Below are 25,125 nucleotides of genomic sequence, written 5' to 3'. Positions count from 1 at the left end.
ACCCGGAAGGCAGGGCGCCCATCGCGAGGTGGGGTCCGAAGGGCTTGAGGAGAAGCACCAGGCTGCAGGAAGGCAGCCAGTACCCGGGACAGGAGCAGGGGGTCTGCCCCTACCGCTTGCAGCAATTTCTCTCTTTTTTCCTCCACTACATAAGGAGGGAAGGGGGAACAGATTGTCTATTTAACTGTTTGACAAAGCAGGGAGAGAGCATTATAATAAAATTAAATAGGACGGATGTCCGAATTAACAAATAAGGAGCAGTGCCATGAACAACGCCATAGAAAAAATGAACCAATCCCAAAAAATATTGTTTGCTGCATTCAAATGCATCTCGTCAAGAGGATATGCAAATGTATCTTTGCGGGATATTGCAGATGAAGCAGGCGTCGTTTTAAGCCAACTTAATTATTACTACAGAAACAAGGAGGGGTTGTATAAAGAGGTAATAAAAATGATGATGCAAAAGTATCTTTTGGAAATAGAAAACTGCTTACAAAGAGGTGCTACTGCCAAAGAAAAAACATTATCGCTTATCAAGTATTTTCAAGAAATGTTAAATAAAAACCCGGAGCTTTTCCGGCTGCTTTACGATTTTACCGGTATGGCAATCTGGTCTCCTCCGTTTGGCGAACTTCTTCGCAACCTCTTTAAGGATTTGTCAAACCTAATAGAAAAATATATCATTAGCGATGCTGCTATAAAGGAGAACCTGAAAACTTATGCGACCAAGCCCATAGCCAGGATGCTTTTTGGAGCAATGTTTGGAACGGCTATACAGGTCATTTTAGATCCGGAAGAAAAGAGTCTGCCTGAGTCACTATTTTCAATTCAAGTATTATTTGAATAAAAAATTTGAAAGGGGAGGTTATTCGTGTCAAATCTGTTAGAAAAGTCCATCAATATGGGGTTTGGACTTTTTGTTTACTCAAGGGAGAAAATTGAAAAAATGGTAGATGAACTTGTAAGCAAAGGCGAAGTTGCCAGAAAAGATGCCCAAGGATTTGTCAGCGATCTTATTAAAAAAGGAGAAGAACAGCGCGAAGAATTAAAGAAAATAATCAGGGAAGAAATAAAAAATTCTTTGGAACTTGGCAGTTTTGTCAAAAAAGATGACCTGAGGGAAATAATCCGCGAAGAATTACTCAGTGTAATGAACGATGAAGGAATTATCAAGAAGGATGACTGAAATCTGGTTATAATAGAATTTAAATGCATGAAAAGTACTAAAACAGGCTGTGATATAATTTGGTTGTTTTTAATCGTTATGCACACATTAAAAGGTACAGGCAGATTATCTTTGTATTTGCCAAATATGGCTTTGGCATGCTAATTGATAAACTGGGGATTTTTGATTATCTTAATATCAAAAAACGGTTCGGGGGAGTCGAGGCAGATAACGATTCAAAGCTTTCTATAGGTGAACGGTTAAGGCTCTCACTGGAGGAACTTGGTCCTACGTTTGTAAAACTTGGACAGATAATCAGCACCAGACCAGATATTATACCTTCTGAGGTTATTTCAGAACTTGAAAAACTACAGGATGCCGTTCCTCCATTTTCTTTTTCTGATGTAAAGTCACTGATAGAAAGTGAATTTGACGACAAAATTGAAAGTATCTTTAAGGAATTCAGCGAGACACCTCTGGCAGCAGCGTCCATTGCACAGGTTCACCTTGCCCGGCTGCACTCCGGCAAAAAAGTGGTAGTAAAGGTACAGAGGCCTGGAATTGAAAGAAACATTGACCTTGATTTAAGAATACTGGAAGACCTGGCTCACTTTATAGACAGCCATACCAAATATGGTAGGCTTTGCGATTTTCCTAAAATGGTCCAGGAGTTCAAAGATAAGCTAAAAAATGAGCTGGATTTCAGGATCGAGGGTGAAAATGCAGAAACCTTCAAAGAGAATTTTTTAAAAGATGAAGGAGTTAAAGTACCTGACATAAGCTGGATTCACACGACAAGACGTGTGCTTACAATGGAGCATATAGAGGGGATGCGGCTTAACGATTTTACTGCACTGGATAATGCAGGACTGAACCGTAAAATAATCGCCAGGAACCTTGCAAAGTCGATATTTAACCAGATTTTAAGGGATGGCTTTTTTCATGGAGACCCCCATGCCGGGAACATTATGATTTTGCCTGATAACACAATTGTATTTCTTGACCTGGGAATGGTAGGGAAACTAAATGAAGAACGTAAAATCCAATTTTTAAAAATACTGATTGGAGTGGTATTTAAAAACAGCAGGCTGATTACTCAGGCTATAATTGGCCTGGATGCCATGACGCGCCGGATTAATATCAAAAAACTCGAAAAGGAAATTGATATATTAAGAGATAACTACCTGTCAATACCTTTAAATGAAATTAAAATCGGAAAAGTGTTTAATGAAATCTTCAATCTTGCATTTTCATATAACATTATGATTCCCGGCGAATTTACAATGCTTGCCAAATGCCTTGTTACTCTGGAAGGGCTGGTTGAAAAACTTGACCCGGAGCTTAGTGTTCTGGAGGTCGCAGAACCTATTGCCAGGAAGCTTATATTCAAGACATTCTCCCCTGAAAAAGCAGGCAAGGAATTTTTGGGTGGAGTACTGGATTGCGGAAGCTTATTAAAGGAATTCCCATCCTTTCTGCTTAATTTCTTAAGAAAAATGGAAGACGACGAATTTACTATACAGTTTAAACTCAAAGATATTGAACGTGTCGAAAAACGTATAGACAGGAACTTTAACAAGATTTCATTCAGTATTATACTGCTTGCTGTCAGCATAATAATTGCGGGAATTGTGATAGGGGCGGGAATGAGCACCCATGCCGGTACGGAAATGTATACTCTTAACATAACAGTCTTAAGAATAGGCCTGGTTGCCGTTGGAATTATGGTTGCCGGGCTCATCATTTCTATTCTTCGTTCAGGACGGTTTTGACTTTATAAACATTAAAGGAGCGGATAAACTTGTGGGGTCATTTTATTGACTTGGTGTTGCTGTTCGTACTGTATTCATTTGGCGGATGGCTTTTTGAAACAACCTATGCAAGCATCTCTGAAAGGAAATTCGTAAATAGAGGATTCCTGTCTGGCCCTTTTTGCCCAATATATGGATTCGGGGCTGTTATAATAATTCAGACATCTGCTTTGCTGAGTCATCCTTTGAGCAAGGAACCCTCATTGCTGTTCTTGGCCATAATTTTATTCATATTGCTTGCCACAATACTTGAATACATAACGGGTTTTTTGATGGAAAAAATATTCAACTGCAAATGGTGGGATTACAGCGAGGAGTTTCTAAACCTTCATGGACGTATTTGCATAAAGTATTCCCTGCTTTGGGGAATATTAGCCTGTATTCTGATATCAGTTATACAACCTGTCGTTGCTCTCAATATTTCATTGCTGCCGGAAATATACAAAAATATTTTGGCTTTCATATTAATCGGGTATTTCATATTCGACACAATAAAATCTTCGATAGATGTTTTGAATTTAAAGCAAGCAGTTTTTGCATATTGTAAACATCCTGTAGGGAAAACGCATGAGCAAATCATAAAGCACAAGAGGTTTTTCCTGGCTTTTCCCAAACTGAGTTTTTTATATATCGGAAAAATGAATCAGGAAATAAGGGGTTTTTTGCATGACAACTTTGAGAAAATTAAAATACAATTTAAAGGAAGAGAAATATAGTTTTTATGAATTTGAAAATTGCATACAGGATTTGTTGCAAAACGAAAGCGTTCAAAAAATGAGGCAGTTCAGGCACCATAAGAACACAAAATGCTTTGACCATTGCCTTAACGTTTCGCACTACAGCTTTTTGCTGTGCAAATATTTAGGCTGTGACTATATTTCTGCAGCGAGGGGCGGGCTTTTGCACGACTTGTTTCTATATGATTGGAGGATATGCCAGACCGGGGAGCGACTGCGGGAGAAACACGCTTTTATTCACCCATATATAGCCCTGGAAAACGCTAAAATATTTAACTTAAATAAAATCGAGAAGGATATAATTGAAAAGCATATGTGGCCATTAACTTTAAAACCACCTAGATATATAGAATCAATTATCGTTTGCATAGTAGATAAATACAGCACTTTTCTAGAAGTAATGGCTTCTATGTTCGCCCGGCATGCCTGCCGAGCCGATGGGTTGAAAGAAACCCTGTCACCCAACCAGCGGGAAGACATTGCGCGTGGTTGCAATGGGGACTAAAGAGCCAAAAGCCTTTAGCACCTGCGAAGGGACGAAGACAAACCAAGGAATGCAAGCAACGTAAAGGCAGTGACGGTTCAAGTAAAGACAACCGCGGATGATGAAATGCCAAGGGGTACGGTAGCACCGGTGATGACGAACCTGCTGGCGCAACCGACCGCACAGGACGGAGTAGTCCAAGGAGGCGAGGTATATTGCGAAAGCTAGAGAAGCCCGCAACCGGAACGAAAATGCGAAGGCGAGCATGGCGAAAGGGAGAGGAAAAGTGATTATTCTCCCGTACCGGAACCGGAGTACCAGGAAGCCGGTGTTACTGCGTACCGTTCAACAAGAAGCGTTTTTGGCCGGGAAATGACCGTGATTCTTACACATAACCCGGCTCTGCTTGAAGGGCAACTGCAGGGAATAAGCCACAACATTGAAAAATGCACAGCCAGGCTGCAAGACCTTCAGCAGCAATGGAAAAGCTTGAATACATTAAGGAAAGGCACCTGGGGAAAACACTGCTTTTTACAGACCATCAGGAGTGGCCCGCAGGGAAAATCATCGCCGCCTATCGATCCATGCACCATATCGAAAGTTCATTTAAGCAAATGAAAGATACCGCGTTTCTCGGGTTCCGGCCAATATATCATTGGACAGATCATAAAATAAAGGTGCATGCTTTTTACTGTGTACAGGCCTATCGATTATGCTGCCTCTTAAAACGAACCCTTCATTATCATATCATGACCTGCCAATCAGCATGAATAAGATGCTGACTTTATTGTCAGACATCAAGCAGGCGATTACTGTTTACCCCAAAAAAGGCAAGTCAAAAAAGGATCGCGTGGCGTATTCGTTAGGTAAACTCTCCCCGGAGCAAAAGAAGAATAGGAAAAGGATAAAGTCAGAAAGTTAAACTTTATTATGCGGCGATGATCATCGTGCTGGTAGAAATAAAACAGAAATCCCAATTTTACAGGAAAAGCATCAGGGCTACCAATATCAGCACATTTTCTCTCATAATTGAAATGCCATGAAGGGGTATCATTGCTTGATGCACCTTTTATTAATTCTAAAATATGGCGATTTTGAACTTGCAAGTTTTTTAATTGTTTTTTCATGCGTCAGCTCTGAGGTGAAAAAGACGACCTTGGCCCGCCTGATGAAAACCTGATAAAATATATTCATTAAACCGGCTTGAAAAGGAGTAACGGCATGGCCAGTAATTTGTTTCTCACCGGTCCCAAGCGCTGCGGCAAATCGACCTTAATCAGGTCATGCGTAAAACCGTACTTGGAGAGAGTTGGCGGTTTTTTTGTCCAGCGCGTTATGAACGGAGCCAATTGCCTGGCATTTCGCCTGCTGGAGCTGTCGCCTCAGGCTGAATACGAATGGGCGTTTTGAAGAAAGAAGGCAATTCTTTTCTTGATGGAATCAGGCTGAGGGAAGACGTTCATGTCCTGGATTGGGAATACAGCGCGGCCAGGGCTATTAAAGAGCGTATTGAGCTTTTTTTGCATGAGCAAGGCATAACCGGGTCTCGGGATTTGGGACGTCTTTTTTCGACACGAACCGGTTCTTATCATCGCTAGCAGGTAGAAAGAGGGTCGAAATCGTGAAAACAACCGGTGTTGTGCTGGCAGGCGGCAGGAGTTCGCGGATGGGAAGCGACAAGTCGCTCCTTCCATTTTTGGATAAACCCTTGATCTGTCAAGTTGTTAACGAGTTGCGGGAGGTTGTTGAGGAGATTTTAATCGTAAGCAACCGGCCGGGGAAATACGGTTTTACCGGGGCCAAAGAAATAGGCGACATATATCCGGGCATGGGTCCCCTGGGCGGGATTCATGCCGGGCTGGCTGCCGCCGAAAACGAGCGTATTTTTGTTTGCGCCTGTGATATGCCGTTTATAACCGGCCGGCTGGTCCGTTTTATGCTGGAAATGAGCCGGGGTTTCGACGCCGCCGTTCCCCGGATGAGCAATAACCACCTGCAGCCGCTTTTTGCCGTATACAGCAAAGCGTGTCTGTGGCCCGTCGAAAAGTGCTTGCGGGATGGTATCAGCAAAATAATAGAATTTTACAGGCTGGTGAATATAAAATACGTCGATGAAGCGGCAATCAGGGAAATCGTGGAGCCTGAGAAAGCGTTTTTCAACGTCAATACGCTTGAAGACTACCGGAAAATAAAAGATATTAAGATAAAAAAATCCTGCGGGACAACAGTTCAAGGACGCAGCGTTTCCCTGGAGGATGCCCGGAGCGCGCTGCTTCAAGTCGTTAAGCCCTTAACGGATGAGCTCGTTCCTCTTGACCAGGCGCTGGGAAGAGTGCTGGGCCAGGATATCCTGGCTGGGGAAAATGTGCCGCCTTTTGACCGCTCATCTCTTGATGGTTATGCTCTTCGGTCCAGGGATACGGAAGATGCCGGCCTGCTGCACCCGGTTGCGCTTGAAGTAATTGATAAAGTGCCTGCGGGCTGCGTCTCCGGCAAAAAAGTTATGCCAGGGACCGCCGTTCAAATTATGACCGGGGCGCCTGTCCCCGCTGGAGCTGATGCGGTTGTTGGAAAAGAAGAAATAAACAGAGATGGGGAATATATAAATATAACGAGGCGGGTCAAAGTGGGCAGCAATATAGTTGGGGCGGGGGAAGAACTGGCCGCCGGCGACCTCGCAGCGGCGCGAGGCACAGTTGTCACCCCGGTCTTGGCGGGGCTGTTGGCCAGCCTGGGAGTGCAAGAAACGCCTTGTTATAGGCGGCCGCGGGTCGCGGTGATAAGCACCGGGGATGAACTGGTCGATGCCGGGCTAACGCCGGTCCAGGGGAAAATAAGAAGCAGCAACAGTTTTATCCTGGAAGGGTTCTGCAGGCGCTGTCATGTTGAACCGCTGGTACTGGGGAATGTCAAAGACGATGCGGAAGAGATTGCGTTATGCATTAGGCGAGGATTGGAACAAGCCGAGATGGTAATAACGACGGGCGGAGTTTCGGCGGGAGAGTATGACCTTGTGAAAAGGGCCTTGGCTGTTCTTGACGCGGAAATACTTTTTCATCAACTGGACATTAAACCGGGGTCGCCGACGGCGGCAGCCGTAAAGGACGGCAAACCCATCGTCGCGCTGTCGGGGAGTCCCGCGGCGGCGGTAATCGCTTTTCAACTGCTTGTTCTGCCGGCCCTGAAGAAGGTGAAAGGACAGGTTGAATATCTCCCGGATGTGGTTTCTGCGACCCTGCTGGATGATTATCCCAAGCCTAGTCCCCAAAGAAGGATTCTGCAGGGAAGAATGATTTTTAAAGACGGGGAAGCGTGCGTCTCTCTCGCCTGCGGGCGGGGGATTCCTCTTTTAGGCTCCAATGTCCTGGTTGATGTACCTGGCGGCAGCAGTGGCCTGGGTGCAGGTGATAAAGTAAAAGTTTACCTAGTTAATAGTATTGACTGGAATTGACGGCCAGGAAGAGCTTGGCTGCGCAAAAAGCGAATTTCGAGGTGAAGCTGATGACAGAAGATAACAGGCGGGTACCGGTAATTTCCGTGGTCGCAAAATCGGATGCGGGGAAAACAACCCTTTTGGAAAAGGTGATCCGGGAACTGAAAGACAAGGGTATCAGGCTGGCGGTGATAAAACACGACGCCCACAGTTTTGAGATCGATAAACCGGGGAAGGATTCGTGGCGCCTGGCCCAGGCGGGAGCGGATGTTGTTTCAATTTCGTCTCCCGAAAAAATTGCCATAATTGAAAAGACCGAAAAGGAACTATCCCTGGATGAAGTGATTTCGAGAATATCCGGGGTAGACCTTGTCCTGACGGAAGGTTTTAAACGGGCCGACAAACCCAAAATTGAGGTGTTCAGGTCAGCGGCTCACCGGGAACTGCTTTGCGAACCAGAGGAACTATTGGCCATTGCCAGCGATGTGGAATGGAACTTGGAGGTACCCTGTTTTCATATTGACGACGCGAAAAGCATCGCCGATTTTATACTCGATTACATGGAAAAATTTAATAAGTCACAAGCGTAATGATTACTGATCCCGGAGGCGAAAAAAACAGGCGTTGCATGCAAGAAACCGCTTTGTTTGGGAAATCCTATGAGGAGAAACAGACAAGGAGGTATTTCTATGAAACTGAAGGACATTATGACCAAAGATGTTATTGCCGTTTCCCCCGGGACGACAGTTTTGGACGCCGCCCAGATCATGAAAGACAAAAACATCGGGGCAATACCCATTTGCACGGATGAAATGGATGTGCAGGGCATCCTCACCGACAGGGATATCGTGCTGCGGGTTGTAGCCGCCCAAAAGGACCCGGGGAAGACAAAATGCCAGGATGTTATGTCCGACCGGCTCGTCGTGGGCCGAACGGATATGGAGGTGGAGTCGGCTCTTGACCTGATGGGAGACCTGCAGGTTCGCCGCCTGCCGGTTGTCGAGAACGGCAAGCTGGTCGGTTTTGTCTCCCTGGGGGATATGGCCACCAACGGCCGTTTCGACAAGGCTTCCCAGGAGGCCCTGTCCGATATTTCGACCCCCAGCGAACCCAGGATGTAAAAATGCGTAGTGACAAGACCACCTTCCCTCAGGGGAGGGTGGTCATGATTTATGGGCGAAATTATTGTTATAGGAATATTTTCAGCATATAAATAATTAAGTTTATAAAGGAAAAGTATAATCTTTAGCGAATATTTATATTAGCAATTACTTTCGGCAAGGGGTGGGGGAAATGTGCTCCATGTTGTCCAGGGTACATTACAATTCAACCCTTTTCAACGGGTGGCGGAAGTTTGTGGAAGAAGGAGTCGAACCGGAAAATTTAAAGCCGAGCATCCTTGCTTCCTGGCGAAGGTGCAGAGAATTAGGCGTCAACCCGCTGGGCGGTAAAAACACGGTAATCCTTTCGGCTGACCAGCTCTTTCAAATACTCGAGCAAAAAAGGCCGCTGATTGATGTGGTTAAGCCTTACATGGAGAAAATTTACGGATTCGTGAAAGGGTCAGGGTTCATAATTTTTTTGGCCGATGCCGAGGCCGTTATTCTGCATGTGCTGGGAGACAGGGAAGTCCTCGATGACATCCGCGCAGCTGCTAATTTCAAGGTGGGCGCAGATTGGAAGGAGAAATATGTCGGGACGACCTCGGTGGGGATGGCGCTTATCGAGGGCAAACCAATCCAGATTGCCGGGGAGGAACACTACTGCCTGGAGCACCAGCGCTGGACATGTTCCGCCGTCCCGATACGCAACCCGTCCAGTGATATTGTCGCCGTGCTTGGCATGGCCGGGAGTTCCGAAAAAGTGCACTGCCATACCCTGGGCATGCTGGTGGCTGCAGGGATGGCCGTGGAGAACCAGCTTCAGGTCCTGGAGACAACGGATAAGCTGGTCGTGACCATGCGCCATCACCGAGCGGTGATAGACTCGGTTTCCGAAGGGATTCTGGCCGTAAACAACAGGGGAATCATCACTTATATGAACGACAGCGCGGGTAAGATCCTGCTGATCAATCCCCAGGAGGCGATAGGTAAACACCCTTCCGAGGTCCTGGATTTTCGTCCCGTTATTCTTGATGTCTTGGAAAGCGGCGTCGGGTACAGCGATAAGGAGTACATCATCCACTCGAAAAGGGGAAGGATGCATTTCATCAAGAGCGCGGTGCCCATCAGGGGTGAGGACGGCCAAATAGAAGGAGTAGTGGATATTTTCAGGGAAATCAAGCAGGTCAAGCGCCTGGTTAACCAGATGGTAGGCGCCCACGCCCGTTTCACATTCAGCGATATTGTCGGCGCCAGCAAGGAAATCATGGAGGCCAAGAGGCTTGCCATGATGGCTGCCAGGAGTTCGTCCAACGTTTTGATCACGGGAGAGAGCGGGACGGGAAAAGAATTGTTTGCCCAGGCCATTCACAACGCGAGCTCGCGCAGCCAGGGTCCGTTTATAGCCGTAAACTGCGGGGCCATTCCCCGGGAGCTTATTGAAAGCGAGTTTTTCGGTTATGAGGAGGGGGCTTTTACCGGCGCGCGCCAGGGAGGCAGGCCTGGCAAGTTCGAAATGGCGTCCGGCGGCAGCATTTTTCTTGATGAGATCGGCGAAATGCCGTTGGATTTGCAGGTCAGGCTGCTCAGGGTCATTCAGGAGAGAGAGGTTACGCGTGTGGGCGGTTCCAAAACGATCCCCGTGGACGTGAGGGTCATTGCCGCCACGAACAAGGACCTGGCCAGGGAAATGGCGGAGCGGAATTTCAGGGAAGACCTTTTCTGGCGTTTGAACGTGATTAACATTTACATACCGCCCCTGCAGCAGAGGGGCGACGATATTGAACTGCTGGCCTGTCATTTCCTGGAGAAACTGTGCCGGGACCATAACGTAAAATACAGCATTGACCGGAAGACTATGGAGCTCCTGAAAAACTACCCCTGGCCGGGCAATGTGCGTGAACTGGAAAATGCCTTGGAAAGAGCGGTGAATTTTGCCGAAGACGATGTGATTCTTCCTCACCACCTGCCTAAGAACCTGCTGACGAAAAGCCGGGGCACAAACCGCGCTTCCAGGGTTTTGAGCTTGGAGCAGTCGGAAAGGCAAGCGATTCTCGAAGCGATCAAGTACAGCAGGGGTAACCTCAGCAAAACGGCGCAGCTTCTGGGGATCGCCCGCAATACGCTGTACAGCAAAATACAGAAGTATGGAATAGAGTGTAAGACATTCTAACAATGCTCAATAATTGGACAATGGTTGACGCGGCAGGGGAGGGGAGCAGTATTATTCATTAGCTCAATATTCCCTGTGTTCAAAAATAGAGCAATTCAGGGCAGAAACTGTACGGTGATAATCGCTCCAGCCCCGTCCTTACTGGCTTTGATGGTTGGCACAAATATTGCATATAATTTGTTAAGGTGATTATTATTTTTGTTTCTAGCCAGCTTATTTTTATGGGGGTGGGAGATGGTCTAGTGTGTATGCGGGCAAATGACAGCAAGGATGGTGAGATGTGGACGTTGTTTCAGAAAAATATGAATAGGGAGGATTTTTTAGTGAAAAAGTTTTTTCTTGTTTTGCTTGTAATTTTCTTATCGGTATCCCTGGTGATGATTGGGTGCAACAAACAGGCCGGTGAACAAAAGAAGGAAGAAGTAAAACCCGTTGAGTATAAAATGAGCGTCACTACCGCGGATACCTCCACCTGGACTTTGGGCGCCAAGAAGTTTGCCGAACTGGTGAAAGAGCGTTCAGGCGGAAAGATTGAAATCAAGGTGTTCCCAAATGAACAGCTTTCCGGCGGCAACCAGGCTAAAGGCATTGAGATGCTGCAGACCGGAGCTACAGATTTCAGCCTTCATTCCAATATCATTTATTCAGTCATCGACCAAAAATTCGGCGTGATCAGCCTTCCCTGGCTTATGCCGGATGAGGCCACCGTCGATGCCAAGCTGTCGGGCGCGGCCGGTAAGAAATTCAATGAAATGCTGAGAGAAAAGGGTGTGGAAGGGCTGGCCTTCGGCGAGAACGGGTTCCGCCAGCTCACCAACAGCAAGAGGGAAGTTAAGACTCCGGCAGACATTGCCGGCCTGAAAATCAGGATACCCGGCATTAAGATGTACACTTCTTTGTACAAGGCCCTGGGCGCAGACCCGACGGCGATGAACTTCGCCGAGGTGTTTACCGCTCTCCAGCAGGGCACCATTGATGGCCAGGAAAACCCGACTGACGTTATCACCTCTTCCAAGCTGTATGAAGTGCAAAAATACATCAGCCTATGGAACTATTCCTATGACGCTCTTATCCTGGGCATGAACAAGGCCAAGTTTGACGCCCTGGACAAGGCTACGCAGGACATGCTCCGCAAGGCCGCTGAAGAAGCAATGGTTTACCAGCGCAAGATTAACCGGGATAAAGTGGCCGAACAGGTTCAACTTTTCAAGGATAAGGGTCTGAAGGTTACCACGCTGACACCTGATGAAATAAAGGCCTTCCAGGAAAAAGTAAAACCGGTCTACGCCGAATACGAACCGATCATCGGCAAGGATGTAATAGATCTGTTTAGATAGAACGGGGAGAAAATTTGAGCTGCGCGCCTGGTCCCTGCCTGGACGGGGCCAGGCCGCGGCGCGTCATCTAGGAGTGATGTGATGAAAATAATTGACTATCTGGAAGAAATACTGATCGTTGTCTTCTTGCTGGTAATGACGGTCATTACTTTTAGCAACGTGGTTTCCCGCTATGTCCTCCATGCGTCATGGTCTTTCACCGAGGAAATAACCACCAACTTTTTTGTCTGGGCCAGCTTTTTGGGAGCCGCCGTGGCGGTTAAAAGAAAAGGGCACCTGGGACTGAGTTACCTGACCGATTTTCTGCCTCCCAGGCTGCAAAAGGCGGCGGCCCTTTTTGCTGTTGTGGTTTCGGTCACAATATTCGTCATTCTGCTGAAATACGGCATTGACATGGTCATATCCCAGTACAAAATGGGCCAGACAACCCCCGCCCTAGGATTGCCGGAATGGACCTTCGGGATTTCGGTTCCCATCGGGGCCGTCTTCCTGCTCATCCGGTTCGTGGAACTGGGTTACCGGGAACTGAAAGGGGGCGATAATTGAAATGGAACCGGGAACCGCGCTTTTTCTTATTTTCGCTGTCTTGCTCGTTTTGAACGTGCCCATTGCCGTTTCCTTGGGCGCTTCCAGCCTGGTGGCGCTTTATTTGATGGGCGTGCCCTTTTCCATGTACCCCATGGTGATTTACGCCGCCATGGCCAGGTTCACCCTCTTAGCCATTCCCTTTTTCATCATGGCCGGGATCATCATGGAAAAAGCGGGCATCTCTCACCGGCTCATCAAACTGGCCAACACGGCGGTAGGGCACCTGCCGGCGGGACTGGCCATTGTGGCGGTAATCACCTCTTGCTTTTTCGCCGCCATTTCGGGTTCCGGGCCGGCCACCGTCGCCGCGCTGGGGACCATGCTGATCCCCGCCATGGTCAAGGCCGGCTACGATGTGGGCATGTCTTCCGCGTTGCTGGCTTCTTCAGGCGCTATAGGCATCATCATCCCGCCCAGCATAGCCTTCGTCATCTACGGCGTTGTGGCTGAGGTCTCCATCGGCAAGCTGTTTATCGCGGGCATCGTGCCCGGGCTGCTGATCGGCCTCGGTTTTATAATTGCCAGCCTCCTGGTAACGATGAAAAAACAGTACGGCCTGCAGGACAAGGCCCCCTTCAGGGAAACGTGGGCGGCCTTTAAAGACGCCCTGTGGGGGTTAATGACGCCGGTGATCATCCTGGGCGGCATTTACGGTGGGGTTTTCACGCCCACGGAGGCAGCGGCCGTGGCCGTGGTTTACGGGCTTTTCGTGGGCGTGTTTATTTACAGGGAGATCCGCTGGAAGGAGTTTGTCAGGGTGCTGGTTGATTCCGCTGTTTCTTCGGCGGTGGTCATGCTGATCGTTTCCACGGCCAGCCTTTTTGCCTGGGTCATCACCACGGAAGGGATTACCGAAACCGCCGGCCAGCTTATTCTTTCCATTACCCAGAACAAGTACATGATTCTTCTGCTGATCAATATTCTTCTTTTGATAGCCGGCTGCTTCATCGATGCCATTTCCGCCATGTATATCCTGGTGCCGATCCTGCTGCCGCTGATCAACTTTATCGGCTACGATCCCCTGGTCTTCGGCGTGGTCTTTACCGCCAACATGGCCATCGGGCAGGTGACGCCCCCGGTTGGAGTAAACCTTTACGTGGCCTGCGGTATCGCCGGCATTCCCATCAAGACCCTCACCCGGGCCTTGCCGCCGTTTTTGATTGCTTCGCTTGTAGCTTTGATGTTGATCACCTATTTTCCGGAACTTTCTTTATGGCTGCCAAACCTGATGGGTCTTAAGTAGGGGGGAGAAGATCCCCCCTTTGCAGCGGGGGTTGATTCTCTTTTTTTACCTTTTGCTGCCGATTGACCTAAAAGACATGCGCTATTTATTTTATATGGAAGGAGGCGGAAAGCTGCCAGATGAAGACAGGCGGGTACGATAGAGAAACAGCCGTAAAATTCTACCGGGAAATGTTGAGAATAAGGCTGTTCGAGATGAAAGCCGCCGAATTGTTCAGCCGGGCGCTGCTGGCTGGCAACATCCACACCTGCGTGGGACAGGAGGCTGTTGCGGTAGGAGCCTGCCAGGCCTTGCGGCCGGGAGACTATATCACGGCCACACACCGGGGCCACGGCCACTGCCTGGCGAAGGGCGGCGATTCCAGGAAAATGATGGCCGAGCTGTTTGGCAAGTCCGCGGGGTACTGCCGCGGGAAGGGCGGCTCCATGCACATCGCCGATGTAAGCCTGGGTATTCTGGGGGCGAACGGGATCGTGGGGGCAGGGCTGCCCATTGCCGCTGGTTCCGCGCTTGCTTCTAAAATAATGGGAAAAGACGAAGTGACGCTGGCCTTCTTTGGCGACGGGGCCAGCAATACGGGTAATTTTCATGAATCGCTTAATATGGCCTCGGCCTGGAACCTGCCCGTAATTTACCTTTGCGAAAACAACAGGTACGGCGTTTCGGTCTGTATCGAAAGGGTTACCAGGGTCAGTAATTTGGCCGAACGCGCTAAGGCCTATGGAATCCCGGGGGTAACCATCGACGGAAACGACGTGTTTGCCGTCCATGAAGCCGTAGCAGAGGCCGCCCGGCGGGCGCGCGGCGGGGAAGGGCCCACCCTGATTGAAGCTGTTACCTACCGCCACCGCGGGCACTACGAGGGTGACCCCCAGGTCTATAAACCGAAAGAAGAAATCCAAGAGTGGAAAGAACGCGATCCCGTTGCCGGGTTAAAGAGAAAAATACTGGAAGAAGGACTGGCCGGTGATGAGGAACTGGGCGCGATAGAAAATGAGCTGCGGCTTGAAATCGAGGAAGCCGTCGAATTTGCCATGGACAGCCCTTATCCCGACGCCGCGCAGGTAACAGCCGATGTTTATTCTAAGGATAACGAATGGGGTGTGGCGCGGTGAGAACGATTACATACGGCCAGGCCATATCAGAAGCTCTGCGTGAAGAAATGCTCCGCGACAGGTCGGTACTGATCATGGGTGAGGATATGGGCGTACTGGGCAGCGTTTTTGGTTTGACGAAAGGTTTTCTTGAAGAATTCGGGCCGCTCCGGGTTATCGATACCCCTATTTCCGAGTCTTCTTTTACGGGTATGGCGGTCGGCGCCGCCATGCGCGGCCTGAGGCCCGTGGTGGAGATAATGTATGTTGATTTCACTCCCGTTTGCATGGATGCCATCGTCAACCAGGCGGCAAAAATGTGCTATATGACAGGGGGACAGATCTCCGTACCCCTGGTCATCAGGGCTCCCGGCGGCGCGGGGCGCAGGAATGCGGGCCAGCATTCGCAGAGCCTGGAAGCGCTCTTTACCCATATCCCCGGCCTGAAGGTGATTGCTCCCGCCACTCCCTACGATGCCAAGGGGCTGCTGAAAAGCGCCATACGTGATCCCGATCCGGTGGTGTGCATCGAACACAAGCTGCTTTATGCCACCAGGGGAGAGGTCCCGGAAGAAGAACACCTCGTCCCTCTGGGGAAGGCGGAGATTAAGCGAAAAGGGCGGGATGTCACGGTCATTTGTTATTCCCGGCAGGTTCTTTTTGCCCTGGAAGCGGCGGAAGAACTAAGCGCCGAGGGGATCGAAGCGGAGATTGTCGACCTGAGGACGCTGGTCCCGCTTGACTGGGCTGCTATCGAAAGCTCGGTGAAAAAAACGCACAGGGTCGTGGTGGTGCAGGAAGCCGTCAAGCGCGGCGGCTATGCGGCGGAAATCGCCGCCCAGGTGATGGAAAACGCTTTCGATTACCTTGATGCGCCTGTCAAACGGGTGGCCGGGCTGAATGTGATCCCGCCGTTCAGTCCAGGCCTGGAGGACTTGATTTATCCCCATAAACAAGACATCATGCAGGGCGTGCGTGAAGTGTTGAGATAAACTCAAAATAAAAAGAAGGAGTGACCCGGAAACAAAACTGCCGGGCCACTCTTGTTACCGCTATTTTTTTATCCAGGTCATCATTTTTCTTAAATTTTCACCCACTATTTCCAGCTGGTGTTCTGATTCCTTTTTCCGCCTGTACAGGAATTCAGCCCTGCCGCCGGCGTTGTTTTCCTGGATCCACTTGCTGGCGAAAGCCCCGCTCTGGACTTCGGCCAAGATCTTTTTCATTTCTTTTCTTGTTTCCTCCGTGATTATTCTTGACCCGCTTATATAGTCGCCGTATTCGGCGGTATCACTGACCGAATACCTCATGTACTTGAAACCGCCCTGAAAGATGAGATCGATAATAAGCTTCATTTCGTTGATGCACTCAAAATAGGCGATTTCCGGCTGATACCCGGCTTCTACGAGCGTCTCGAAACCTGCTTTCATTAACTCGGTTACTCCACCGCAGAGCACGGCCTGTTCCCCGAACAGGTCGGTTTCCGTTTCTTCACGGAAAGTCGTTTCAATAATACCGGCCCGACCGGCTCCGATGCCTTTCGCGTAAGCAAGCCCGTATTCCTTGGCTTTACCGGACACGTCCTGATGCACGGCAAGAAGACAGGGGACCCCCATCCCGGCCTTGTACTGGCTTCTCACCGTATGACCGGGAGCCTTGGGAGCCACCATGACCACATCCACGTACGGCGGAGGAATGATCTGGTTGTAATTGATATTAAAACCGTGGGCGAACATCAGAACGTTACCCGCTTGGAGATGCGGTTTGATGCTTTGCTCGTAGATGGCGGGCTGAAGCGTGTCTGGAGCCAGCATCATGATAATATCGCCGAGCCTGGCCGCTTCCGCCGTATCCGCGACAGCCAGCCCGTCCGCGACAACCTTGGCCCTCTCTTCTTTGAATTCCGCTGGCAGCCCCACCACCACGTTTGCCCCGCTGTCCTGGAGATTCTGGGCCTGAGCGTGGCCCTGGCTGCCGTAACCGATCACGGCGATTTTTTTATCCTTGATTAATTGGAAATTGCAGTCGCTGTCATAGTATAGTTTAGCCATCGGGTTGATCCTCCTTCGTTTAATTTTTACGGTCGCACTGGATTTGGATGCGGCTGTTCACATGGCCAAGCCCCCTTTTTTACCTGATGTCAAAAAGAAAACTGCAAATCATGTGCCAAAACGGCAGGACGATATTCTCAAGAAATTTTGCGTTTTTCGACGAAAGGTCCTCAGGGGGACTGTCTTATTTATGATCATGAGGATAGTCCGGTTTCATGAAAAAAGCCGACGGAACGCTGTTTAATGCTTTTGTTCGGTAATATGACGGTAGTTAGTTTTTATTACGTCTTATCGAAAAACAGAATGCTTTCGGAATTACAAAAACTTGTTAACAAGTAAAGGGTTTTCATTAAAACGATAGAATATTTATAACAGACATTAATTAAGCGACAATTTAAATAACCTGAAGGAAGTGAGTACGGTGAACGGAGAGCCCTCCAAACGCAAGCATGACCTGATAATAGATAAAATTGTTGATTGTGTGGAAAAGGGCACCTTCAAGCCGAACAAAAAGATCTATTCCGAGCACAGGCTTTCCAATATCCTGGGCATAAACAGGGGACCGGTAAGAGAAACGATTGCGGCCCTGGAAATACTGGGAGTTGTCAGCAGCAAACAGGGAGAAGGAACTTACCTTAATGCTTTCAGCCTGGAGAACTCTTCGAAAGCTCTTTCCCTTTTGCTGTTGCTGGATGAGGTTGACATTAAGGACATCAGCCAGGTCAGGAGAATAATGGAAATGGCGGCGGTAGAACTGAGCGCCGTCAACAGGTCCGCCGAAAACCTGGCTCTTTTAAAGAACTGCCTGCACAACATGTCCAAACTGGATGATCCCGTCAGGCTGGCCAATGAAGACGTCAGGTTCCATACGCTGCTGGCCAGTTTTTCCGGCAATGTTTTATTAAAAAATCTGGTTAACATTTTTGCCGTTTACATCGGCAGGATTTCTGTTAAGAATTGGAAATATTTTTTGCAGCATGAAAAATCCAAAGCGCAGCAGGTTATTGAGCAACACCAGGCAATTTTAAAGGGTATAGCCGTAAAAGACCCCTCTTTATGCCGCGCGGCCATGGAAAGACATATTTCCTTTGCCGAAGAACAGTTTTATCCCCGTTAATTCGAATCAGGCTCCTGAATATTATTAAAAAGAAAGAAAGGAGGAAAAAGCGAGGAGTTTTTAGATGATGTATTTATAAAATACATAAAATTAACGAAAAAGGTGGTATTATGAGAAAAAAGATTTCATTTTTGTTTGCCCTGCTGTTGATCATCGCATTCGTGACAGCGGCGTGCACTTCTTCCGCCCCTGTGACAGAGGAGAAAAAAGAACCCGCCGGGCCTGCTGTTATCAAACTGGCGCATGTCGTGAATGAAAAGGACGGCTTTCATATCGCCGCCGTCAAGTTTAAGGAACTTGTGGAAGAACGGACCAAGGGAGCGGTGAAAATCGAAATCCATCCCAACGCCACGCTGGGGGATGAACGAACCCTGATCGAGGGAATGCAGGTAGGCACGATCCAAATGGGAGTTATCACCAACGGTCCGGTGGCGAACTTTCTTCCGGAAATAGCCGTTTTCGAGATGCCCTTTCTATTTGGTTCACCTGAGGAAGCCTACAAGGTCCTGGACGGGGAAGCCGGGAAAAAAGTCCTGTCCAAGCTGGATACTGTTAACTTAAAAGGTCTCGCTTTTGCGGAAAGAGGTTTCAGAAACCTTACCAACTCGAAAAAGGCGGTGAAAGCTGCCGATGACGTGGCGGGATTGAAGATCAGGGTGATGGAGAATCCCGTGTACATCGATACCTTCAAGGCCCTGGGCGCGAATGCCGTTCCCATGGCCTGGACCGAGGCCTTGACGGCTTTACAGCAAAAAACAATCGACGGCCAGGAAAACCCGGTAAACGTCATCTATGCTTATAAACTGTATGAAACGCAAAAATACCTGTCCATGACAAAGCACACGTATGCTCCGGCGCTGTTTTTGATGAGCAAGAAGTTCTTTGATTCCTTGAGCAAGGAAGTGCAGGAAACGGTTCAAAAATCCGCGCAGGAAGCGGCGGTATACGAGCGCAAGTGGAATGCCGAGCAGATGTCAGGCCAGTTGAAAGAACTGGCTGAAAAAGGCATGCAGATAATTGAACCGGATTTGGCTTCTTTCCAGAAAGCCGTAAAACCAGTCTATGATAAATACGGATCAAAGTTTGGAACCCTGCTGGATGAAATCAATAAAGCCAAAAAATAAGAAAAAAGAAACAACAGAAGATTTGTGTGACACTGTTGAGGTGTCACACAAATCTTCCACTAAATATGGAGGAGTAAAGAATGGCTAAAACCGTATCTTCACTGCTTGTAAAGACAAGCGACCTCTTAGACAGGATGATTACGGCGCTTGTTTTTTTCATAATTACGGGTATGGTAACTGCGACAACCCTGCAGGTCGTGTTTAGAGTCTTTTTCACCGCTTTAGCCTGGAGCGAGGAAATTTCCCGTTATTTTCTGGTATGGGGCACATTTTTTGCCGCTACCATGGCCTACAAGCGCGGCAACCATATTGCCATAAATTTTTTTATCGAAGCCCTTCCCCAGAAAATCCGGTTTTATTTTTCGCTGCTCATATATGTTCTGTCCCTGCTGTTTTTTGCCGTAATATCTTATTACAGCCTGGTAATGATAAAACTCCAGGTTTTTCAAATCTCGCCGGCATTGGGGATACCCATGCAGTTTGTGTATATGAGCATTCCCGTTAGCCTGACGGTAATGGCGCTGCACGCTCTCGGCGGAATGGCGCAAATGTTAAATAATAAGGGAAAAAAGGGGGTGGCGGCATGATAACCCTTCTATTTGGTTCTTTCGCGGCTTTTTTAATCTTGGGTGTTCCCGTAGCCGTCTCTATGGGACTGACAGCCGTTACTGTTCTCCTGACTCAGAGTGTTCCCCTGGTGGTAATTCCCCAGCGGATGTTCGCCGGGACGGATTCCTTTCCTCTCGTAGCGGTTCCCTTTTTTATCCTGGCAGGGGATCTTTTAGCCCAGGGCAAGGTTTCGGAAAAACTGGTCCAGTTTGCCGATGCCATCCTGGGGTTTTTGAGAGGGGGCTTATGGGTTGTAGCTGTTCTGGCTTCCATGTTCTTTGCCGCCATTTCCGGTTCGGGAGCCGCCACAACTGCTGCCGTGGGCACTCCCCTCATACCGGAACTGGAGAAAAAGAAATATAATCCGGCGACCTCCGCCGCGCTCATTGCTGCGGGAGGCTGCATAGGGGTTGTCATACCTCCGTCGGTTCCCATGATCCTGTATGCCGTCATCGCCGACCAGTCGGTGGCCCGGCTCTTCTTAAACGGTTTTATTCCGGGAGTCCTGATGGGTCTTGTGCTGATTATTATTGCGCTGTCAAAGGCTTACAGGAACAATTACGAGCAGGGTTCGCCCTTCTCCTTTCGCCATATTGGCCGGACTTTCAAGGAGGCGGTATGGGGGCTGCTCACTCCGCTGATTATCCTGGGCGGCATCTTTTCAGGTTATTTCACTCCCTCGGAAGCCGCGGTAATAGCGGTAGATTACGCCCTGCTCGTAGCCGTCTTCATTTACAGGGATATGGGCTGGCGCGACATTTTCAGGATCTTCACGAAGTCGGCCGTTACCATGTCGGTGGTCATGTTCCTGATCGCCACGGCTTCAGCGCTGAGCTGGATACTGGCCAACTGGCAGATACCCGGTCTCATTGCCAGGAACATCCTGGCTTTGTCTTCCAACAAATTTATTATTCTTCTGCTGATAAACATAGTCATCCTTATTGCCGGCGTGTTCATGGAAACAGCCTCCGCCCTGATTATTCTCACTCCGGTGTTTTTACCCCTGGTAAACCAGCTGGGGGTGGACCTCATTCACTTCGGTTTGCTGGTGGTGATCGGGCTGGCCATCGGGATGATCACGCCCCCGGTGGCTATTAACCTGTACGTGGCCAGTACCATTTCTAATATTCCCATCGAGAGGATAAGCAAAGCCGTAGTCCCCTTAATGCTGGGACTTGTTCTGGCCTTATTGTTGATAACCTATATTCCCTTATATTTTGACATTATTTTTTAATATTAAGCGAGGAGGTTTTGGTTTTGCTAAGCGAGCAAGTTACTAAAGGGACAGCCCGTTCACCCCACCGTTCTTTGTTTTATGCCATGGGTTATACACCGCAGGATTTGGCAAAGCCGCTGGTGGCAGTAGTCAATGCCCATAGTGAGATTGTCCCCGGTCATTACCACCTCGATAAGCTGGTCCTGGCGGCGAAACTCGGCGTAGCGGCGGGCGGGGGCACGCCTATCGAGTTTCCCGTTATCGGAGTTTGTGACGGGATAACAATGAATCACAGCGGGATGAAATATCCCCTGGCCAGCAGGGAACTGATTGCCGATTCCATTGAAACGATGATGGCGGCCCATAAGTTCGACGCCATGGTGCTGGTTGGCAACTGTGACAAGATTGTGCCGGGCATGTTGATGGCCGCGGCGAGGCTGAATGTCCCCGCCGTCTACGTATCGGGCGGACCTATGCTGCCGGGACGTTTTCAAGGCCAGGATACGGATGTAACAAAGGGCGGTTTTGAAGCGGTAGGTTCCCTGGCTGCGGACAGAATTAGCGAAGAAACTCTTTACGAGATGGAAGGAAATACCTGTCCATCCTGTGGAAGCTGCGCCGGACTTTACACAGCAAATACCATGAACTGCCTGGCCGAGGCCTTAGGGATAGCCCTTCCCGGGAACGGGACCGTACCTGCCCCTTACGGGCAGCGGATTGCCCTGGCCAAAAAGGCGGGAATGCAGATAATGGAACTGGTCAGGCGAAATGTATGTCCCCGTGATGTGATGACCCCAGGGGCTTTCCGTAATGCCATTGCACTCGATATGGCCCTCGGGGGGTCAACCAATTCTGTCTTGCACCTGCTCGCCATCGCTTATGAGGCGGGCGTACCGCTGAACCTTGCGGTCTTCGATGAAATGAGCAAGAAGGTGCCAAACATTGTCAAAATAAATCCGGCAGGCGAACACAGGATGCTTGACCTGTTTTATGCCGGGGGTGTTTCGGCCGTGCTCAGGCAGCTGGATGAGGCAGGGCTGATGGAGGGTGATGAAATCACCGTCAGCGGCCTTACCCTGTCACAATCGGTTGCGCGGGCCAGGGTGTTAAACCCGGAGGTGATTAGGCCCATAGACAATCCGTATGAGAACGAAGGCGGCATTGCCGTGCTGTGGGGTAACCTTGCGCCTGACGGCGCGGTAACGAAACAGTCGGCAATCGACGCCCGGCTGAAATGCCATGAGGGACCGGCCAGGGTTTATGATTCGGAAGAAGAGGCTTTTTCAGCAATCATGAATAAACGAATAAGGCGGGGAGATGTTATTGTCATCCGGTATGAAGGACCGAAGGGCGGGCCGGGGATGAGAGAAATGCTCAGCCCAACCGCGGTCTTGTGCGGGATGGGCCTGGAAAAGGATGTTGTTTTTCTTACCGATGGCAGGTTTTCCGGGGCTACGAGGGGCGCGGCGATAGGCCATATATCGCCGGAAGCGGCCGAAGGAGGTCCGCTGGGGCTAATTGAGGAAGGAGACATTATCCGGGTGGATATACCAAACCGGGCCTTAAATGTCAGGCTGGACAGCGAGGAGATCAACAGGCGGAAGCGAAAATGGTCGATGCCCGCGGACAAAGCGGCGCCCGGTTCTTACCTCAGGCGCTATGCCGCCCTGGTTTCTTCGGCCAGCAGGGGAGCTGTCTTGCCTTAAGCGCGGCGGCGGTTTCCCCGCAGTTAACCGCGCAATGTGAGCTGTGTGAGAGGGGGTAATACGCCAATGCAACTAACCAGGTTAAAAAAGAACAGTGACTTGTTTACAGAGTGGCAGAATTTTATCAATTCCGGTAAGGAACCGGAAAATGTCAGACCCGCTATTGCCGCTTCGTGGCAGAGGTGCAGGTCTTGGGGAGTAAATCCCTTGGGAGGTAAAAGCAGTCTGGCTCTCCACAGCGAGGAGTTCTTTGCCAGGCTGGAAGAAAAAAAGCCGTTGATAAACATAGTCAAGCCTTACTTGGAAAACATTTATCTGGCGGCTGCGGAATTCAATTTTGTCACTTTTTTGGCTGACGGCGAAGGGACCATTTTATTAACACTGGGCGATAAAGAGACGCTTAATAGGTTTCGCCAGGCTCTCAATCTCCGGGCAGGCGCCAGCTGGAGCGAAAAGGTGGTGGGGACTACGGCGATTGGGCTGGTCCTGCGGGAAGAAGCGCCCTGTTTAGTCTCAGCCGATGAGCATTATTGTTTGGAACTCAAGCGCTGCTGCAGTTTAGCCGTACCCCTTGCCGATCCGCTGGGCAAAACCACGGCGGTCCTGGGCGCACTGGGCAGCTGTGAAGAGGTCCCGAACCATATTTTGGGTATGTTGGCAGTAGTAGGATATTCTGTAGAGAACCAGTTCCGGCTTGCGGAGAAAGAGGATGGACATGACCTGACCGCACGGTATTACCGGACGGCTATAGACGCGGTTTCTGAAGGGATCCTTGCTGTCAATGCGGAAGGTTACATCACTTACCTCAACAAGAGCGCGGCAAAAATCCTGCTTGTAGATTCTGAAAAGGTTTTAGGAAAACATATCACGAAAATAGTCGATTTTCATCCGCCTGTTCTGGATGTTCTTAAATCGGGAGAAGGTTATACGGACCGAGAGTTTATTATCAATTCAAAGAGAGGACGCCTGCATTTTATAAAAAGCGCTTTCCCCATCAAGGGGGAAAATGGAAGGATTGAAGGCGTGGTTGATGTTTTTCGAGAAATAAAACAGGTAAAACAACTGGTGAACCGGATGGTCGGCGCCCAGGCGCGTTATACGTTTGACGATATTATCGGAAACAGCAGGGAGATCTTGGAAGCAAAGCGCATTGCCGCCATAGCGGCCAGCAGTTCTTCCACGGTAATAATCACGGGGGAAAGCGGGACGGGCAAGGAGTTGTTTGCCCAGGCCATCCATAATGCCAGTTCACGTGCCAGGGGACCGTTTATTGCCGTTAACTGCGGGGCTATTCCCCGCGATTTGATCGAGAGCGAACTGTTCGGTTATGATGAGGGAGCTTTTACCGGCGCGCGCCAGGGAGGCAGACCCGGCAAGTTCGAACTGGCTTCCGGCGGTACCATTTTTCTTGATGAAATTGGAGAAATGCCCCTGGAGATGCAGGTTCGTTTTCTGAGGGTACTGCAGGATAAAGAGATAACCAGGGTTGGCGGCAGTAAGACGCTGGCGGTTGATGTGAGGGTTATTGCCGCGACCAATAAGGACCTTTACAAGGAAATAGAGGAGGGGACTTTTCGCCGAGACCTTTTTTGGCGGCTCTATGTTTTAAATATTCACCTTCCTGCGCTTGTCCAGAGAAGCGGTGATATTCCCCTGCTGGTGCGGTTCTTTCTCCAGAAGCTGTCGGAAGAACGGGGCATGGATTACGTGCTGGACGACAAAGCCATGAAAATCCTTATGGAATACTCCTGGCCGGGAAATATCCGGGAATTGCAAAACGCGCTGGAAAGAGCGGTAAATTTTGCGGAGACCAATCGTATTATGCCTCACCATTTACCCAAAATTTTATCGGGGAGCGGCGCTCATTTACAGCAGTCGAGAAAATTTTGCTCTCTGGAAGAAGCGGAACGGCAAACGATAATCGAAGTGCTTAAACACTGTCAGGGTAATATTACAAAGTCGGCCAAAATACTGGGAATAGCCCGCAATACGCTGTATTTTAAGATAGACAAATATAAAATCGAGTGTTAGAAAAACTAACTATTTTTCAATAATTGCACATAACCCGTTTTTACTCTTTTTCCTTGCTTCTTTTTGATGTTGTTCAAAAATAGTACAATACAGGAATTGCTGGCTG

General features: G+C 49.1%; 24 protein-coding genes. 22 read left to right on the top strand and 2 right to left on the bottom strand.

From position 1 onward, the window contains the following. The first annotated feature begins 265 nt into the window (after positions 1-265). Genes NUV48_06880 through NUV48_06860 form a run of 5 tightly spaced genes read left to right on the top strand, consistent with a single transcriptional unit; the run spans position 266 to position 4,218 of the window. Entirely contained in the window at positions 266-847 is a 582-nt protein-coding gene (locus NUV48_06880; protein MCR4441863.1) for a TetR/AcrR family transcriptional regulator, read from the top strand. Between the two features lie 24 nt (positions 848-871). After that, positions 872-1,186 (top strand): hypothetical protein, encoded by a 315-nt coding sequence (locus NUV48_06875; protein ID MCR4441862.1) that lies wholly within the window; start codon positions 872-874, stop codon positions 1,184-1,186. Positions 1,187-1,245: 59 nt separating this feature from the next. Next, positions 1,246-2,937 (top strand): 2-polyprenylphenol 6-hydroxylase, encoded by a 1,692-nt coding sequence (gene ubiB / locus NUV48_06870; GenBank protein ID MCR4441861.1) that lies wholly within the window; start codon positions 1,246-1,248, stop codon positions 2,935-2,937. A gap of 29 nt (positions 2,938-2,966) precedes the next feature. Beyond that, positions 2,967-3,692, top strand: a complete 726-nt coding sequence (locus tag NUV48_06865; GenBank protein MCR4441860.1) for a putative ABC transporter permease — start codon at positions 2,967-2,969, stop codon at positions 3,690-3,692. After that, on the top strand, positions 3,643-4,218 hold the full coding sequence (locus NUV48_06860) for an HD domain-containing protein (GenBank protein ID MCR4441859.1): 576 nt from the start codon (positions 3,643-3,645) through the stop codon (positions 4,216-4,218). The genes NUV48_06865 and NUV48_06860 overlap by 50 nt, the downstream gene beginning before the upstream one ends. Positions 4,219-5,006: 788 nt before the next feature. Here the strand turns inward: NUV48_06860 and NUV48_06855 are convergent. Continuing rightward, positions 5,007-5,324: a hypothetical protein gene (locus NUV48_06855; protein ID MCR4441858.1), complete on the bottom strand. Its 318-nt coding sequence runs from the start codon at positions 5,322-5,324 to the stop codon at positions 5,007-5,009. A 94-nt stretch (positions 5,325-5,418) separates the two neighbouring features. Here NUV48_06855 and NUV48_06850 point away from each other — a divergent pair, with 94 nt between their 5' ends. From NUV48_06850 to NUV48_06800, 11 genes are all read left to right on the top strand, one after another. After that, positions 5,419-5,607 (top strand): hypothetical protein, encoded by a 189-nt coding sequence (locus NUV48_06850; protein ID MCR4441857.1) that lies wholly within the window; start codon positions 5,419-5,421, stop codon positions 5,605-5,607. Beyond that, positions 5,595-5,795: a hypothetical protein gene (locus NUV48_06845; GenBank protein MCR4441856.1), complete on the top strand. Its 201-nt coding sequence runs from the start codon at positions 5,595-5,597 to the stop codon at positions 5,793-5,795. Before NUV48_06850 ends, NUV48_06845 begins: the two co-directional genes overlap by 13 nt. Positions 5,796-5,818: 23 nt before the next feature. Further along, positions 5,819-7,648: an NTP transferase domain-containing protein gene (locus NUV48_06840; protein ID MCR4441855.1), complete on the top strand. Its 1,830-nt coding sequence runs from the start codon at positions 5,819-5,821 to the stop codon at positions 7,646-7,648. Between the two features lie 50 nt (positions 7,649-7,698). Then, complete coding sequence (mobB, locus tag NUV48_06835; protein ID MCR4441854.1) at positions 7,699-8,220, top strand: molybdopterin-guanine dinucleotide biosynthesis protein B; 522 nt, start codon at positions 7,699-7,701, stop codon at positions 8,218-8,220. 99 nt (positions 8,221-8,319) lie between these two features. Further along, entirely contained in the window at positions 8,320-8,751 is a 432-nt protein-coding gene (locus tag NUV48_06830; GenBank protein MCR4441853.1) for a CBS domain-containing protein, read from the top strand. Positions 8,752-8,986: 235 nt separating this feature from the next. Next, complete coding sequence (locus NUV48_06825) at positions 8,987-10,903, top strand: sigma 54-interacting transcriptional regulator (protein MCR4441852.1); 1,917 nt, start codon at positions 8,987-8,989, stop codon at positions 10,901-10,903. 323 nt (positions 10,904-11,226) lie between these two features. Continuing rightward, complete coding sequence (locus NUV48_06820) at positions 11,227-12,240, top strand: DctP family TRAP transporter solute-binding subunit (GenBank protein MCR4441851.1); 1,014 nt, start codon at positions 11,227-11,229, stop codon at positions 12,238-12,240. An 81-nt stretch (positions 12,241-12,321) separates the two neighbouring features. Next, positions 12,322-12,786 (top strand): TRAP transporter small permease, encoded by a 465-nt coding sequence (locus tag NUV48_06815; GenBank protein MCR4441850.1) that lies wholly within the window; start codon positions 12,322-12,324, stop codon positions 12,784-12,786. A gap of 1 nt (position 12,787) precedes the next feature. Continuing rightward, a complete protein-coding gene (locus NUV48_06810; protein MCR4441849.1) occupies positions 12,788-14,071 on the top strand; it encodes a TRAP transporter large permease in 1,284 nt (427 codons plus the stop codon). 119 nt (positions 14,072-14,190) lie between these two features. Next, positions 14,191-15,186 carry a thiamine pyrophosphate-dependent dehydrogenase E1 component subunit alpha gene (locus NUV48_06805; protein MCR4441848.1) on the top strand — a complete coding sequence of 332 codons (996 nt, stop codon included), beginning with the start codon at positions 14,191-14,193 and terminating at the stop codon, positions 15,184-15,186. Continuing rightward, the gene (locus NUV48_06800; protein MCR4441847.1) at positions 15,183-16,157 is read left to right on the top strand and encodes an alpha-ketoacid dehydrogenase subunit beta; all 975 of its coding nucleotides are present in this window, start codon (positions 15,183-15,185) and stop codon (positions 16,155-16,157) included. Before NUV48_06805 ends, NUV48_06800 begins: the two co-directional genes overlap by 4 nt. Positions 16,158-16,217: 60 nt before the next feature. Here NUV48_06800 and ilvC read toward each other — a convergent pair whose 3' ends face one another. Beyond that, entirely contained in the window at positions 16,218-17,216 is a 999-nt protein-coding gene (gene ilvC / locus NUV48_06795) for a ketol-acid reductoisomerase (GenBank protein ID MCR4441846.1), read from the bottom strand. 421 nt (positions 17,217-17,637) lie between these two features. Between ilvC and NUV48_06790 the strand changes: the two genes are divergently transcribed. The 6 genes from NUV48_06790 to NUV48_06765 all read left to right on the top strand — a co-directional run bounded on the left by NUV48_06790 (position 17,638) and on the right by NUV48_06765 (position 25,019). Then, positions 17,638-18,333, top strand: coding sequence for a FadR family transcriptional regulator (locus tag NUV48_06790; protein MCR4441845.1), 696 nt, complete (start codon positions 17,638-17,640; stop codon positions 18,331-18,333). Positions 18,334-18,443: 110 nt separating this feature from the next. Continuing rightward, positions 18,444-19,457, top strand: coding sequence for a TRAP transporter substrate-binding protein (locus tag NUV48_06785; GenBank protein MCR4441844.1), 1,014 nt, complete (start codon positions 18,444-18,446; stop codon positions 19,455-19,457). 80 nt (positions 19,458-19,537) lie between these two features. Next, on the top strand, positions 19,538-20,044 hold the full coding sequence (locus tag NUV48_06780) for a TRAP transporter small permease (GenBank protein MCR4441843.1): 507 nt from the start codon (positions 19,538-19,540) through the stop codon (positions 20,042-20,044). After that, entirely contained in the window at positions 20,041-21,300 is a 1,260-nt protein-coding gene (locus NUV48_06775) for a TRAP transporter large permease (protein MCR4441842.1), read from the top strand. The genes NUV48_06780 and NUV48_06775 overlap by 4 nt, the downstream gene beginning before the upstream one ends. A 23-nt stretch (positions 21,301-21,323) precedes the next feature. After that, positions 21,324-22,988, top strand: a complete 1,665-nt coding sequence (gene ilvD, locus NUV48_06770; GenBank protein ID MCR4441841.1) for a dihydroxy-acid dehydratase — start codon at positions 21,324-21,326, stop codon at positions 22,986-22,988. Positions 22,989-23,054: 66 nt separating this feature from the next. After that, positions 23,055-25,019 (top strand): sigma 54-interacting transcriptional regulator, encoded by a 1,965-nt coding sequence (locus NUV48_06765; GenBank protein MCR4441840.1) that lies wholly within the window; start codon positions 23,055-23,057, stop codon positions 25,017-25,019. Positions 25,020-25,125 lie beyond the last annotated feature (106 nt).

The organism is Peptococcaceae bacterium, from assembly GCA_024655825.1.
GTDB lineage: Bacteria > Bacillota > Peptococcia > DRI-13 > PHAD01 > JANLFJ01.
This window is presented reverse-complemented; position numbering and strand designations above follow the sequence as displayed.